Annotated in this window: 6 protein-coding genes; 5 read left to right on the forward strand and 1 reads right to left on the reverse strand. The window is 67.1% G+C overall.

Features of this window, described 5'->3' with window-relative positions; all coding sequences use genetic code 11:
- Nucleotides 1–34 precede the first annotated feature (34 nt).
- The 3 genes from ACZ60G_RS31780 to dcd all read left to right on the forward strand — a co-directional run bounded on the left by ACZ60G_RS31780 (nucleotide 35) and on the right by dcd (nucleotide 11,726).
- Nucleotides 35–10,378 carry an amino acid adenylation domain-containing protein gene (locus ACZ60G_RS31780; RefSeq protein ID WP_465814823.1) on the forward strand — a complete coding sequence of 3,448 codons (10,344 nt, stop codon included), beginning with the start codon at nucleotides 35–37 and terminating at the stop codon, nucleotides 10,376–10,378.
- Nucleotides 10,375–11,049 carry a DUF6875 domain-containing protein gene (locus ACZ60G_RS31785; RefSeq protein ID WP_465814825.1) on the forward strand — a complete coding sequence of 225 codons (675 nt, stop codon included), beginning with the start codon at nucleotides 10,375–10,377 and terminating at the stop codon, nucleotides 11,047–11,049. The genes ACZ60G_RS31780 and ACZ60G_RS31785 overlap by 4 nt, the downstream gene beginning before the upstream one ends.
- 104 nt (nucleotides 11,050–11,153) lie before the next feature.
- On the forward strand, nucleotides 11,154–11,726 hold the full coding sequence (dcd, locus tag ACZ60G_RS31790) for a dCTP deaminase (RefSeq protein WP_465814826.1): 573 nt from the start codon (nucleotides 11,154–11,156) through the stop codon (nucleotides 11,724–11,726).
- Nucleotides 11,727–12,009: 283 nt separating this feature from the next.
- Here the strand turns inward: dcd and ACZ60G_RS31795 are convergent, their stop codons facing one another.
- Nucleotides 12,010–12,459, reverse strand: a complete 450-nt coding sequence (locus ACZ60G_RS31795; protein ID WP_387286617.1) for a hypothetical protein — start codon at nucleotides 12,457–12,459, stop codon at nucleotides 12,010–12,012.
- Between the two features lie 233 nt (nucleotides 12,460–12,692).
- Between ACZ60G_RS31795 and ACZ60G_RS31800 the strand changes: the two genes are divergently transcribed.
- The gene (locus ACZ60G_RS31800; protein ID WP_465814829.1) at nucleotides 12,693–14,033 is read left to right on the forward strand and encodes a helix-turn-helix domain-containing protein; all 1,341 of its coding nucleotides are present in this window, start codon (nucleotides 12,693–12,695) and stop codon (nucleotides 14,031–14,033) included.
- Nucleotides 14,034–14,298: 265 nt separating this feature from the next.
- A complete protein-coding gene (locus ACZ60G_RS31805; protein WP_063044852.1) occupies nucleotides 14,299–15,555 on the forward strand; it encodes a pyridoxal phosphate-dependent aminotransferase in 1,257 nt (418 codons plus the stop codon).
- Nucleotides 15,556–15,871 lie beyond the last annotated feature (316 nt).

The raw sequence follows: 15,871 nt of genomic DNA on the forward strand, positions 1-15,871 counted from the left end.
GTTGACGCCGGTGGGCAAGCTGGACCGAAGGGCGTTGCCGAAGCCGGTTTTCGCCGACCGCAAACCCTTCCGAGCACCACGAACACCAACCGAACACATCATCGCCGGAGCCTTCGCCGACATACTCGGCGCCGACACGGTCGGTCTCGATGATTCGTTCTTCGCCCTGGGCGGCGACAGCATTATGGCGATCCAGTTGGTGGCCCGAGCCAGGTCGGCCGGTGCGACGTTCTCCGCACGCGACGTGTTCGAGCGGAAGACGATCGCCGGACTGGCCCAAATCGCAGCCCACGACAGCACCGCAGCCTCCCAGTTGACGGAACTGCCCGGCGGCGGCGTCGGCCGGGTACCGCTGACGCCGATGATGCGAAGGCTGCTCGAACGGTCCGGTCCGGAGTTCGCCAGCTACTCGCAGGCGACGATGCTGAATCTGCCGATCGGAATCGACCTGGACCGGCTGGCGAAAACGGTGCAGGCGGTCCTCGACCGGCACGACATGCTGCGCGCGCGGCTGTGCTCGGACCACGATGGCCGTCGGGCGTGGGATGTGCCGCCGGTCGGCACGATTTGCGCCGCCGACGTCATCCACCGGGTGCCGATGCAGGCAAGTGCCGAGTTCCGGACGTTGGCGGCGGCGGAGCTGACTTCCGCTGCGGCCCGGCTCGATCCGGACGCCGGGATCGTGCTGCAGGTGGTCTGGTTCGATCCGGCGAATCCGGCCGAACCGGGCAGGGCGCTGGTGCTGGTCCATCAGTCGGTGATCGATCGGGTTTCCTGGCGGGTGCTGGTGTCGGACCTCGCGGTCGCGTGGGCGCGGATCGAGTCCGGCGAGCCACCCGAGCCAGCCCCGGTCGGGACCTCGATGCGCAGGTGGGCGTATGGGCTGGTCGAGGCGGCCCGACGGCCGGAGCGGGCAGCTGAACTCGAACTGTGGCGAGCGATGGCCGAAGGGGCCGACCCGATGATCGGGTCGCGGGCCCTCGACCCCGCGGTGGACGTGGCCGCAACTGCTCGGACGCTCGAGGTCGAGCTGTCCCCCGAGGTGACCGAGGCGCTGTTGACCGACGTGCCCGCGACGTTCCACGGCGAGGTGGGCGACGGGCTACTGGCCGCGCTGGCGGTGGCGGTGACGAAGTGGCGGCGCGAACGGGAGCCCGCCGCCGCGGGGCTGACGGATGTGGTGATCGGCCTCGAAGGGAACGGACGGGAGGAAGGCGTCGTCCCGGGCGCGGATCTGACCCGGACGGTCGGCTGTTTCACCACGAGTTTTCCAGTGCGTCTGGATCTGTCGGGCATCGATATCGACGACACATGCGCAGGCGGGCCGGCCATGGGCGCAGCGGTCAAGTCCGTCAAGGAACAGCTGCTCGCCGTCCCGGACCACGGGATCGGCTACGGCTTGCTGCGATATCTCGACGACGACATCGGCGCGCTGCCGACGCCGCAGATCGCCTTCAACTACCTCGGCCCGGTCTCCACCGGGGTTCCCGAAGGGGAACGGACGGCCGGATGGCGGCCGGTGGACGGCGGCGAGTTCACCGATGCGCAGCATCCGGATATGCCGGTTTCAGCGGTGCTCGACATCGATGTCCGCAGCCGTGACAACGGACAAGGGCCGCAGTTGCGGGCCATCTGGTCCTATCCCGCCGAGGTACTCACCCCCGAGGAGGTGCGTGCGGCGGCGGAGTCCTGGCGCCGAGCACTGACCGCGTTGGCGACCAACGCCCGCCGGGCCGGTAGCGGGGGACGGACACCATCCGATCTGGATCTGGTCCGGCTCGGGCAGGCCGAAATCGAGCGGCTCGAGCACAGGTACCCGACTCTGAGCGATGTCTGGCCGTTGACGCCGTTGCAGGAGGGGCTGCTGTTCCACGCGTTGGTGTCCGAGGAATCGGTGGACGCCTACCTGACCCAACTGGTCGTCGAATTGCGTGGCCAGGTCGATCCGGAGCGGCTACGCAGAGCCGGGCAAGTGCTACTGGACCGACATGCGAATCTGCGCACCGCCTTCGACACCGATGTCGGTCCGGTGCAGGTCGTCCAGGAAGATGTCGAGGCCGCCTGGTCGGAGCTCGACCTGTCCGACCTCGATGACAGTGCCCGCGATCGCGAATGGGAACTGCTCCTGGCCGCGGACCGGGCAACCAGGTTCGATCCGGCTCGTGCTCCGCTGCTGCGCTGGATGCTGGTCACCACCGGGCCGCAGCATTATCGGCTGGTACTGACCAATCATCACCTGCTGCTCGACGGCTGGTCGACGCCGCTGCTCCTGAAGGACTTGCTGGTGCTCTACGCCACCGACGGCGACGCCACCGTGCTGCCCGAAGTCCGTCCGTACCGGGACTTCCTTGCCTGGATCGCCCGGCAGGACTCGGCTGCGGCGCTCGACGCGTGGGCCGGCGCGTTCGACGGCGCCGAGGAGCCGACTCTGATAGCGCAGGCCGATCCCGGTCGCCGCTACACCGAATCACGCGATGTGCTCGGCGAGTTGACCGAGGAGCAGACAACGGCGCTGACGAATCTGGCCAGGGCCCGCGGCATCACCGTCAACACCGTGATCCAGCTGGCATGGGCAATTGTGTTGGGCACGTTGACTTCTCGGGACGATGTGACGTTCGGTGCCGTGGTCTCCGGACGGTCCCCGCGGATCGCGGGCATCGAAACGATGATCGGACTGTTCATCAACACCGTGCCGGTGCGCGTCCGTCTCGATGCCGCCGAGAGCCTGGGACAACTGCTCGACCGAATCCAGACCGAACAGGCGGACCTGCTCGACCACCAGTTCGTCGGCCTCACCGAAATCGAGCGGGTGGCCGGGCCGGGGGCGGTATTCGACACGATGACGGTGTTCGAATCGTTCCCGATCGACCGTTTCGGGCTGACGGCGGAGACCGATATCGCGGGGATGCGAGTAGTCGATGTCACGGGTACGGACGGCGCGCACTATCCGCTGGGAGTGGTCGCGCGGATCGATACCCGACTGCACCTGAAGATCAAGTACCTGCCCGAACTCTTCGACCACGACACGATAACCGCGACCCTGCAGCGCATCCTGCGTGTGCTCGGTGTCGTCGCAACCGACCCGGAGCTGCCGTTGGCCCGGCTGAATCTGCTTTCACCCGCGGAATACCGGGAGTTGACGCCGGTATCGGGTTCCCCGGCGGTGCCGGGGCGAATGCTGCCGGAGCTGTTTGCGGCGACGGTGCGGCGGGATCCGGGGGCGATCGCGGTGGTGTACGAGGATCGGCAGTGGACCTACGGCGAGCTCGATGCGCAGTCGAATCGGTTGGCACGGTTGTTGATCGATCGGGGTGTGGGGCCGGAGGCCGATGTGGCGGTGGGGCTGCCGCGATCGGTCGAGTCGGTGCTTGCGGTGTGGGCGGTGGCGAAGTCGGGGGCGGCATTCGTGCCGATAGATCCGCAGTATCCGACCGGCCGGATCGAGCACATGCTCGCCGATTCCGGTGCGGCAGTGGGAATCACCTTGTCACAGTGGCGGTCTCGATTGCCCGGATCGGTGCCGTGGCTGGTCCTCGACGAGGCGGCGGTCGACGCCGAGGCGTCGGCGGCATCGGCGGCGCCGGTGACCGATGCGGAGCGAACAGGGCCGATCCGGCTCGATCACGCGGCGTACCTGATCTACACCTCCGGTTCGACGGGTGTGCCCAAAGGCGTCGTGGTGTCGCACCAAGGGTTGGCAGACCTGGTGGCCGAGCTGTGTTCCCGGTTCGAAATCGAGCCCGGCGGGCGGGTGCTGCATGTCGCGTCGCCGAGTTTCGATGCGGCCGTCCTGGAACTGCTTTGGGCGTTCACATCGGGTGGGCGGCTGGTGATCGCGCCGCCGACCGTCTACGGCGGGAACGAGCTGGCGCGGATCCTGTCGAGCGAACGGGTGACCCATGCCGCACTGACGCCGACGGCCTTGGCGACCGTCGACCCGGCCGGGTTGGAGAACCTCGCGACGGTCGTGGTCGGTGGCGAACCGCCCCCGCCCGACCTCGTGTCCCGGTGGGCGCCGGGCCGGAGATTCTTCAACACCTACGGTCCGGCGGAGGCCACGATCCAGACCGACGCCAGCGCGCCGCTGGTGGCAGGTGAGCCGGTGACGGTGGGCGGACCGATCCGCGGGGTCGGGCACGTCGTGCTCGACGCCTGGTTGCGGCCGGTGCCCGTCGGGATTGTCGGCGAGCTGTATCTCACAGGCCCGGCTCTGGCTCGTGGTTACCGCAACCGGATGGCGCTGACGGCCTCGCGCTTCGTCGCCGATCCGTTCGCGGAGCAGGGCCGGCGTATGTATCGGACCGGTGACCTGGTGCGCTGGCTGCGGCTACCGGAGGGGAATCTGACGCTCGACTATGTGGGCCGGGCCGACTTCCAGGTCAAGCTCCGTGGTTTCCGTATCGAACTCGGCGAGGTCGAATCGGGCCTGCTGGCCTGTGCCGGTGTCGCGCGAGCGGCCGCGACCGTCCACCGGGGCGCAACCGCCGGTGACCGGTTGGTCGGGTATGTGGTGCCCGAGCCCGGCGTCGAGCTCGACCCGTCCGCGGTCCGCGCGTTCGCCGAACAGCGGCTGGCCCCGCACATGGTGCCCGCGACCGTGATGGTGCTCGACACCTTGCCGGTGACAGCGAGCGGCAAGCTCGACCGCGCGGCGCTACCCGAGCCGGACTTCACCACCGACCGTGCCGAATTCCGGGCGCCGGGCACCGAGGTGGAAAGGACGCTGGCCGGACTGTTCGCCGAGGTATTGGGCATCGACAGGGTCGGAGTCGATGATTCGTTCTTCGCCATGGGCGGCGACAGCATCATGTCGATCCAGTTGGTGACCCGAGCCAGGGCAGCCGGTGTGGTGCTCTCCACGCGGGAGGTATTCGAGCGGAAGACGGTCGCGGGACTGGCCCAGGTCGCAGTCGAGGACAGCACCGCGGCGGCCGCTCTTCCGGCGGAACTCCCCGGTGGCGGCGTCGGCCAGGTGCCGCTGACGCCGATCATGTGCTGGATGTTCGAACGCGGCGGATTCGACCATTTCTGCCAGTGGGTGATGCTCACGCTGCCGAGCGGTATCGACGTCGACGGGATCGAGGCCACCGTGCAAGCGGTGATCGATCAGCACGACATGCTGCGGGCCCGGTTGCAGCCGGAGCCTGCGCACCCGTCCGGGTGGGCATTGCAGGTGCGGTCGACCGCGACGATCGCCGGGCTGATCCGGCGCGTGCCGGTGGCAGCGGCGCCGGACAGCGCCGAGTTCGCCGCGATCGCCGACGCCGAGGCGCATGCGGCCGCCGAACGACTCGACCCCGGCGCGGGCATCATGCTGCAGTTGGTCTGGTTCGACTGGGCGCAGCGGCCGGGACGGCTGCTCGTTGTCGCACACCACTTGGTCGTCGATACGGTGTCGTGGCGGATCCTGATTCCCGACCTCGCAACGGCCTGGGCCCAGATCGGTGCCGGGCAACGGCCGCGGCTCGCGCCCGTCGGCACCTCGATGCGCCGCTGGGCGCATGGCCTGAACGCCGCCGCCGAGAGCCTCGATGAGCTCGACTGGTGGCGATCCACGCTCGGCGCCGCCGATCCGCCGATCGGCGCTCGCCCGATCGACCCCGAGCTCGACGTGCAGTCCACCGTCGCGACCGTCGAGGTGATGCTGCCGACCTCGGTGACCCGCGCTGTGCTCACCACCCTGCCCCAGGTGTTCCGCGGCAGTGTGGACGACGCCCTCATCGCCGGGCTCGCACTGGCACTGACTCGATGGCGGCAGCGCCACGGCGACGACGTGACCGAAACGCTGCTCACGCTCGAAAGCCACGGCCGCCACGACACGGTGCTCCCCGGCGCCGACCTCACCCGCACGGTCGGATGGTTCACCACCGCCTACCCGGTCCGGCTCGGCCTGTCCGGTATCGATATCGACGACGCGTTCGCCGCGGGTGCTGCCGCGGCGGCGGTCATCAAATCGGTCAAGGAACAACTGCGCGAGGTCCCCGACCGTGGGATCGGCTACGGGCTGCTGCGCTACCTCAACGCCGACACCGCCCGCATCCTGCGCGCGCTGCCTGCCCCGCAGGTGAGCTTCAACTATCTCGGTCGTCTGGACACCGTTCCCGAGGCGTTGCGCGCCAGCGGATGGCTGCCCGCCGATGGCGACACCGGCGGCGGCAACCAGAATCCCGACGCGGCCGCGGCAGCCGTGCTCGGTATCAACGCGGTCACCACGGACACCTCGGACGGCCCCGCCTTGACCGCCGCCTGGGACTACCCGTCCGGCCTGCTCACCTGCGCCGAAGTTACCGACCTCACTGAACTGTGGCGCGACGCCGTGACGGCTCTGGCTACCCACGCGTCCCGGCCCGGTGTCGGCGGGCTGACCCCTTCCGATGTCGGCCTAGTCGATCTCGACCAGGCCGCGATCGACCGGCTGGAGACCCGACACCAGGCGCTGGACGACATCTGGCCGCTCACGCCGCTGCAGGCGGGGCTGCTGTTCCATGCCCAGCTCGCCGACGGCGCACTCGACGCCTACATCGTGCAACTCCGTATTGAACTCGCCGGGCGCGTCGATGCGGACCGGATGCGCCGCGCCGCGCAGACTCTGCTCGGACGGCACCCGAACCTGCGGACCGCATTCGTGCGCGACGGCGCCCGCGACCCGGTCCAGGTGGTGTGCCGGCATGTCGACGTGCCGTTCGCCGAGGTCGACCTGGCCGAGCACGACGACACCGCGGCCGCACTCGAACAGGTCATGGCCGAGGACCGTCATTTCGACGTGACCGCGGCGCCGCTGCTACGACTGACACTGATCAGGATCGCCCCCCAGCAGTACCGGCTGGTGTTGAGCATGCATCACATCCTGATCGACGGCTGGTCCACACCACTGCTGATCCGGGAACTGCTGATCCTCTACGCCGGCGACGGCGACGCCGCGGCACTGCCTCCGGTGCGCCCCTACCGCGATTACCTGATGTGGCTGAACAGCCAAGACCGGACCGGCGCGGAAACCGCCTGGGCCCAAGCACTCGAGGGCGTCGCGGAGCCGACTCTGCTGGCCCCCGAGGACCGCGGCCGCCGAACCACCGCCGCGGCGCGCGAAGTGCGGGTGCAGCTCAGCGAGGACCACACTGCGGCGCTGGTCGAGGTGGCTCACCAACACGAGACGACCCTCAACACCGTCGTCCAAGCGGCCTGGGCGCTCGTGCTCGCCAACGCGACCGCCCGCGAAGACGTGGTCTTCGGCACCACCGTCTCCGGGCGCCCGCCACAGCTTCCCGGTATCGAATCGATGATCGGACTGTTCGTCAACACCGTGCCCGTTCGGGTCCGGCTCGATCACCGCGAAAGCCTCGCCCAGCTACTGCGGCGAATCCAAACCGAACAAACCGCGCTGCTCGACCATCACCACCTCGGACTCGCCCGGATCCAACAGGTGGCCGGTGCCCGCGCGATGTTCGACACGGTGACCGTCTTCGAGTCCTACCCGGTGGACCGGGCCGGGCTGTCCGAAGACATCGACATCGCCGGAATGCACGTCCGCGGCATCGACGGACGAGACGCCGCGCACTATCCGCTCGGCCTGGTCGTGCACCACGACACCCGGCTGCACTTGACCTTCGAATACCTGCCTGAACTGTTCACTCGACAGCAGATCGACGCCCTCGCCGACCGGGTGCTGCGTGTGCTCGACACCGTCGCCGCGCATATTGATCTCCCGCTCACCGAACTGCAGCTGCTCTCGCCCGTCGAGCAGGCCGCGCTGGTGCCCGTCCGCGGTCGGCCCGGCCCGGTGGCGTCGGTATTGCCGCAGGTGTTGTCGGATGCGGTCGCGATGACGCCCGGCACGGAAGCGCTGGTCTGCGACGGCGCGCGGCTGTCGTATCGCGAACTCGACGAGACCTCCAACCGCTGGGCGCGCGTATTGATCGATATGGGAATCGGTCCGGAAGCGATGGTTGCTGTTGCGCTTCCGCGCTGTATCGACGCTGTCATCGCCGTGTGGGCGGTCGCCAAGTCCGGCGGCGCGTTCGTGCAGATCGATCCCACCCATCCGCGCGACCGGATCACGCGCATTCAAAACGATTCCGGTGCCGCGGTCGGGCTGACCCTGGACACCTACCGAGAGCAGTTACCCGACGCACTCGAATGGGTCGCCCTCGACGATCCCGCCTTCGTCGCGATGACGGCGGAGACGGACCCGACGGCGATCGATGACACCGAGCGCGCAACTCCGCTACGGCCGGAGCACCCGGCCTACCTGATCTACACCTCGGGCTCAACCGGGACTCCCAAAGGAGTTGTAGTCACCCATACCGGGATAGCGAACCTGGCCGCCGAAATACGGGAGCGGTTCGGCCTCACCCCGGCTTCTCGGATGCTGGCCGCCGCTGCACCGACCTTCGACGTCTCGATCCTCGAATGGCTCAGCGCGACCGCCACCGGCGCGACCCTGGTCGTGGCCCCCGCATCGGTAGTCGCCGGCGCCGCATTGGCCGAGTTGATCAATGCCGAACAGGTGACCCATGCCGCTGTCACTCCCACCGTGCTCGCATCACTGCACGCCGACGAAGTCGACACCCTGGACACGCTGATCCTTGGCGGCGAAACCTGTCCACCCGATCTGGCAGCACAGTGGACGCCGGGCCGTACCGTGCTCAACGCCTACGGGGCTACCGAAACCACAATCGTCAGCTGCGGTCATGCTCCTTTGACCACGACCAAGGGCGGCCCGATGACAATCGGCGGGCCGGTGCTCGGATTCACCGCCGTCGTACTCGACCGCAGATTGCGCCCCGTCCCGGCCGGAGTGGTCGGCGAACTGTACGTGTCCGGACCGGGCCTCGCTCGCGGCTACCATCGCCAACCTGCAACCACAGCAACCCGATTCATCCCCGACCCGTACGGACCGGCGGGGACACGCATGTATCGGACCGGCGATCTGGTCAGCTGGACTACCGATCGAACACTGCGATTCTCCGGTCGCAGCGACCTACAGCTCAAGATCAACGGCCATCGCATCGAACCCGGCGACATCGAGGCCGCCCTCCGCTCCCACCCCGACATCGACCATGCCGCCGTCACGGTGCACACCGGCCCCAGCGGCAGCAGTCAACTCGTCGGCTACGTGGTGCCCGCTCCCGGCAGCACGACCGGCACCGCCGCACTGACCGCCCACCTCGCAACGCGACTAGCGACGCACATGATCCCCACGGCCATCCGCACGGTCGACCGGATACCCCTCACCCCCACCGGCAAAGTCGATTACCAGGCCCTACCCGCACCCGAATGGCGACCCGCCCGGTTCCGGCCGCCGTCCACCGCACTCGAGAGCACCGTCTGCGACGCCTTCACCCGGACCCTCGGCATCGAGCGGGTCGGCCTCGACGACGGCTTCTTCACCCTGGGCGGCAACTCGCTTGCCGCGGCCGAACTGGTGGCGCGCCTTGCCGAGTCGACCGGTGTCGACGTGCCGGTTCAGTGGATCTTCACCGATCCGACGCCCGAGTCGCTGGCCCGCCGAATCGACATGCGCCGTCACGGGCTCGACGAGCAGGACCCCGGCGATGCGCTGTCCGTCCTGCTTCCGCTGCGCGCCGCTGGAAACGAGCCGCCGCTGTTCTGCGTGCACCCAGCCATCGGATTGGCTTGGGGCTTCAGCGGACTCGTGCAGCACATCGATCCCGACCGCCCCGTGTACGGGGTGCAATCCCCGGCATTCAGCGATGCCACCGCGGAGTTCGAGACGCTCGATCAACTGGCCGCCCGCTATGTCCAGGAGATCCGGGCTGTCCAGCCGCACGGCCCGTACCAGCTGCTCGGCTACTCGCTCGGTGGCACCATCGCGCACGCGATCGCGGTCCAACTCCGCGGCGATGGCGAGTCCGTCGCCACCCTGGCCATGATGGACACCCGTGTCGTCACCGCCGACACCGTCCGGGTGCCCACTCCTTCCATCGGGCAGCTGCTCGCCGAGTTCGCCGGCCTCGATGTGCCACCGGGCGCGGCCGATCTCACCGCCGCGGCCGCGGCCGAACTGCTCCACCGACAAGGCGGACTCTTCACCGCCGTGACCCCCGAGCACCTCGTGATCCTGCACGACGACTACACCCGGCTCGTCGACCTCACCTGGAACCACCGGCCGACTCCCTTCGACGGCGACTTGATCTACTTCAGCGCCGGCGCCCACACAGACGACGGCCCCTCGCCGGCCCTCGCATGGCACAACCTGATCAACGGCCGGATCATCGACCATCACATTCCGGTCCGGCACGAGCGGATGATCGAACCCGAGTCGCTGCGCGCGATCGGACTCGTCCTCACCGAGCACTTCCGCTCAGCCCGGACCACCCCGATGGAACCCGCCACCTCCGCAAGGACAAGCCGATCATGAACCCGCACCGAATCGTCGGGACACGTTCCGGCATCGAGCCGGTCAACCTATTCGCTCCCGATCCGTCGACGCATATCGACCCGCACCCCCGTGCTGCCGAATTGCGTAGGTGGACTCGCGAATACCTGTGCCAGCCGCACCCCGACCTCGGCCGGTCCGGTCCGGTCTGTCCTTACACCAGCCACGCCATCGCGAACCAGTCGCTCTGGGCCGCGTTCTTCGAGCGCCCTTCCGTCGACGCCGAGTGCCTGACCGCGATCATCGACGATCTGTACGACATGTTCCCCGCCCTGCCACCCCAGGATGAACCCGAATGCAAGTTCAAGGCCGTCCTCGCGGTCTTCCCGAACCTCACCGATTACGCCGACATCGACGCGGTGCAACATGACCAGAAGTCCCGGTTCGTCGCAAAGGGTCTGATGCTCGGCCAGTTCTATCCGGGCTGCACCGTCCCGGGGCTACGCAACCCGGCCTTCCCCGCACTCGACGCGCCCCTGCCCATGCTCGCCATTCGCCATATGGCCGCCACCGACTTCCCATTCCTCAGCTCCCGCCATGAATGGGTGGACTCCTATCTCAAAATATTCGCCCCCGCGATCCCCAAGTTCATCACCAGCGCCATGTCCGACAGACTCGTGCAGACAACCGAAGCCTCGGACGGAAATCACTGAGATCGGGTCCCGGACAAGGCAACCGAGCCATCGACAACGCGGCGGCGGCTCGTCAGCATGCGGCGGCTGAGCAGCGGTATCGAGCAGGCGCTACGCTCGTCGGCGTGCTGCTTTCCGATCGTGACATCCGTGCGGAGATCGCCGCTGGGCGTCTCGGCGTCGAGCCGCTCCTGGAAAACCTGATCCAGCCGTCGAGTATCGATGTGCGGCTGGATGGGCTGTTCCGGGTATTCGACAACACGCGGTACACCCATATCGATCCGGCGCAACGTCAGGATGAGCTGACCAGTCTGGTCGAGCCCGACGCGGGTGAGCCTTTCGTGCTGCACCCCGGCGAATTCGTGCTCGGCTCCACGCTGGAGGTGTGCACGTTGCCGGACGATCTGGCCGGTCGGCTCGAAGGCAAGTCCAGTCTCGGACGGCTCGGCCTGCTGACTCACTCGACGGCGGGCTTCATCGATCCGGGCTTCAGCGGCCACATCACACTGGAACTGTCGAATGTCGCGAATCTGCCGATCACCCTGTGGCCGGGTATGAAGATCGGTCAGCTGTGCCTGTTGCGCCTGACCAGCCCCGCCGAGAACCCCTACGGCAGCACCAGTGCGGGCTCCAAATACCAGGGCCAGCGTGGACCGACCCCCTCCCGCTCATATCTGAACTTCCCGCTGGCCACTTAGTCTGTGGCAGTGCGGGTTTCGGCGGGCCGGAAATAGTCGCGACCAGCGGCAGCGACCCGTACGCATCGGCGTCGATCCGAACGAGCTTCCTCGTCTCGCTCGAATCTTGCAGATGCGTACGGGTTTCGGCTCCAGGACGCAACCCCACTGCCCTTTCGCTGCCTCTTCGCCTACGTTGGATCGCGCGGATCCGGCCCGAAAAACACCCGACCGAGCCCGCCCCTGTCGACTGCCAGTAGAGGGGCGGACTCGGTAGGCCCGGCGGCGGGGACCGACGACGCATTCAGTCCCCGCCACCCGCCCCCACCGCGAGTGCCGTCGTGATGACGACGGATAACGGTGGGAGCGTGTCGCCGCGACTCGGTGGGTTGACCCAGAAGCACCCTTCCCGGGTCCACCGACCGAGCCCGGTCGGCAACATCACGGCACTGCCGATGGCCGGTATGCCTATATCGAGACGGTTCAGCACCTCCAATACCTGCGCGCCCGGCCGACTGTCCGGCTCGGCGAGGAAGCTCCAGCGAATCTGTCTGGCCAGCATGGGGCCCCTCGTCCCCTGCTGTTCCAGTGCGGCCCTGACCTTTTCGGCCCGAATCGTCGGCAGATGGACAACGCAGACCCGGCCGGTGATGGGCAGCATCACGAACCCGCCGCGTTCGGTGACCGGTAATCCGAACTCGTGCCGGTAATAGGCCACCCAATCATCGACTGTTCTGAGTTTCTCCACGTTCACGGCCAACTCCTTGCCTCCTCGTATCCAAGGGTCCTGTGCCGGACGGCGATTCGGGAATCGCCCACCCGCTCGCCTTCTACTGCCATTCCGCTGCCTCTGATAGCGGACGGCTTTTGCCTGTGGCCGCACTCACAAAGCGCTCGTACCCTGGGAAGGAGTTCGTCGGAAGGGATGACGTCGTGGTCCGGCAGTGGTCAGGTAAAGAGGCCCGTGCCCTTCGCGATGCCAGGCGGATGAGTATCCGGGAGTTCGCAGCGCATCTGGGTGTGCACGAGCGGCTCGTATCGAAGTGGGAGGCCGGCGGCGCACGGGTCCATCCACGTCCGGTGAATCAAGCCGCCCTCGATACATCCCTGGCCAGGTCCGACGATGTTGTGCGGGCGCGGTTTGCGGCCATGATCGATCAACCCGTATTCGATCGACCGACCGCGCCCGGATTCGAAAGGCGGGCCGATACCTCGGCTCGCGCCAATTATTCGAGTGACGCGGATCTTTTGGCTCTCATAGACGCCGGTGCGATGAGAGGTGATGCGTTAGCGGCGATTTCGGAGAGGGATCTGATCATGGCGGCTGCCCATGAGGCGAGCGAGCATGCCGGCCAGGCCGAGAGCACCAATGTGGGTGCCACCACCTTGGAGCAGCTCGATGCCGATGTCACGCGCATCGCGAACGAATATGTGCACATCCCGCCGGTACCGATGATGGTGGAGATGCTGCGAGTGCGACGCCGGGTGTACCGGCTGCTGGAGGGGCATCAGCGCCCCGCCGATACCAGCCATCTGTATCTGCTGGCAGGCACGCTGTCGGGATTGCTCGCCAATGCGAGCACCGACCTCGGCTATCTCGATGCCGCGGGCGAGCAGATCAGAGCGGCCTGGGCCTATTCGGAATTGTGTGGTCACAACGGGTTGCGTGCCTGGACCCGCGGCATGCACGCGCTGATCGAATACTGGTCCGATCGACCGCGTCGGGGAGTGCTGCTGGCACAGAGCGGGCATGACTTCGCCGAATCGGCCACGGCCAAGGTTCGACTATTGAATATCGAGGCCAGAATCTGGTCCCGGTTGGGCAGTGACGCCGACGCCGATCGCTGTATCCGGGCCGCCGACGATGCCCGCGAGGTGTCCGATACCGACTCGCTGCACGACGAGGTCGGTGGCGTCTTCGGCTTCAACGAGGCCAAGGCCCATTACTACGCGGGCGCGACCTATATCCATCTCGGTCAGGCCGAACCCGCGTTGGCCGCGACGCAACAGGCCATCGAGTTGTACGCGAACGGCCCGTCCGAGCGGCGTTCCTATGGCACCGAGGCGATGGCCCGGGTCGACAGCGCGGCGGCGCATCTGATCAACGGAAGTCTGGACGGTGCGGCCGCCGCGCTGGTTCCGGTGCTCGGCCTGGCCGAGGACAAGCGCATCGCCCAACTGGAGGAACGGCTCGTCGGGCTGCGGCGGCGGATCGCCCGACCGGAGTTCCGCGACGCCGTCGAGGCGCGGTTCCTCGACGAGAAAATCGAAGAGTTCTGCGAAACCACTGCGGCCAAAGGCATCCCGCCGGGCAACTCGTCGGCCTGATTCGGCGGAGCGCACTGGATCAAACTGCGGCTACAAGCACTGGCGACCACCACGGAGCGAGTTTTACGAGCGACCCGTTCGCGGCCCGTCTCGCGTCCGAGTGGCCGAAGCGCATGCGACGAAGTCGCGAGTCTCGGCGGCGCCGCTAGCGACTGCTTGCAGGTCGCTCGAAAGGGTCAGCCGCGAGACACCAGGGGGCCGCGAACACGCAGCGCCGAAGGCGCTGCCATCAGGCACCGATTAACCAGTTGCCGGAGATGGCACCATAGGCAGGGTGAGTCCTAGCCATCTACCGCATCACCCGCCGCGCGTGCTGGAGCAATCCACGAAGCTGCAGAACGTCCTCTACGAAATTCGTGGACCGGTGGGCGCACATGCGGCACGGCTGGAGGCGGAGGGGCATCGCATCCTCAAGCTGAATATCGGCAATCCCGCGCCGTTCGGCTTCGAGGCGCCCGATGTGATCATGCGCGACATCATCGCCGCGCTGCCGTATGCCCAGGGCTACTCGGAATCGAAGGGCATTCTCTCGGCCCGGCGCGCCATCGTGACCCGCTATGAGCTGGTCCCCGGCTTTCCCGAGCTCGATGTCGACGACGTCTACCTGGGCAACGGCGTCTCCGAGCTGATCACCATCACCATGCAGGCACTGCTCGACAACGGTGACGAGGTGCTGATCCCGGCACCCGACTATCCGCTGTGGACCGCGATGACCAGTCTGGCCGGTGGCACCCCGGTGCACTACCTGTGTGACGAATCCAACGGTTGGCAGCCCGATATCGCCGATATCGAAGCCAAGATCACCGATAAGACCAAGGCGTTGCTGGTGATCAATCCGAACAACCCGACCGGCGCGGTGTACTCCACCGAGGTGCTGCAGCAACTGGTCGACCTTGCGCGCAAGCATCAGCTGCTGCTGCTGGCCGATGAGATCTACGACAAGATCCTCTACGACGACGCCAAGCACATTTCGCTGGCGACGCTCGCGCCCGATCTGCTCTGCCTGACCTTCAACGGACTCTCCAAGGCCTACCGGGTCGCGGGCTACCGCTCCGGCTGGTTGGCGATCACCGGCCCCAAGGAGCATGCGGCTGGTTTCCTCGAGGGCATCGATTTGCTCGCCTCGACCAGGCTTTGCCCGAATGTGCCTGCGCAGCACGCGATTCAGGTGGCTCTCGGCGGACATCAGAGCATCGAGGATCTGATCCTGCCCGGCGGCCGGCTACTCGAGCAGCGCGATGTCGCGTGGGAGCGGCTGAATATGATCCCGGGCGTTTCCTGTGTGAAGCCGAAGGGTGCGCTCTACGCGTTCCCGAAGTTGGATCCGAACGTCTATGAAATTCACGATGATTCGAAGCTGATCCTGGATCTGCTGCTGCAGGAGAAGATCTTGATGGTGCAGGGCACCGGGTTCAATTGGCCGAATCATGATCATCTGCGGATCGTCACGCTGCCGTGGGCACGGGATCTCGCGGTGGCGATCGAGCGCTTCGGGAACTTCCTGTCGAGTTACCGGCAGTAGGAACTGGGCGGTCCGGACCTCCTCGTCAGCGTGCGCTGGGTTACCGGATCGCCCCGCTTCCGGGGGTAAAACATACCCGGTGTACGGATAGTTGCGAGTTTTGGTTACTAGCTAGCGCTAAACGAGACTTTTTGTGTACAGTGTCTCTTGGCACTTCAAGTGCCCGGTCAAGTTGTCTACCCCCCCTGGACAACCTGACCTCGGGTTAGGCTGCCTACCCCCCTGGGCGCCAACCTGCGGGCGGCGGAGACATCCCCCTGCTCTCCGCCGCCCCCTCCCGATTTCCATTCGGAACCTTTTCCTGACTCGTCGTCGT

The sequence above is a fragment of the Nocardia sp. NPDC102475 genome (assembly GCF_055584605.1).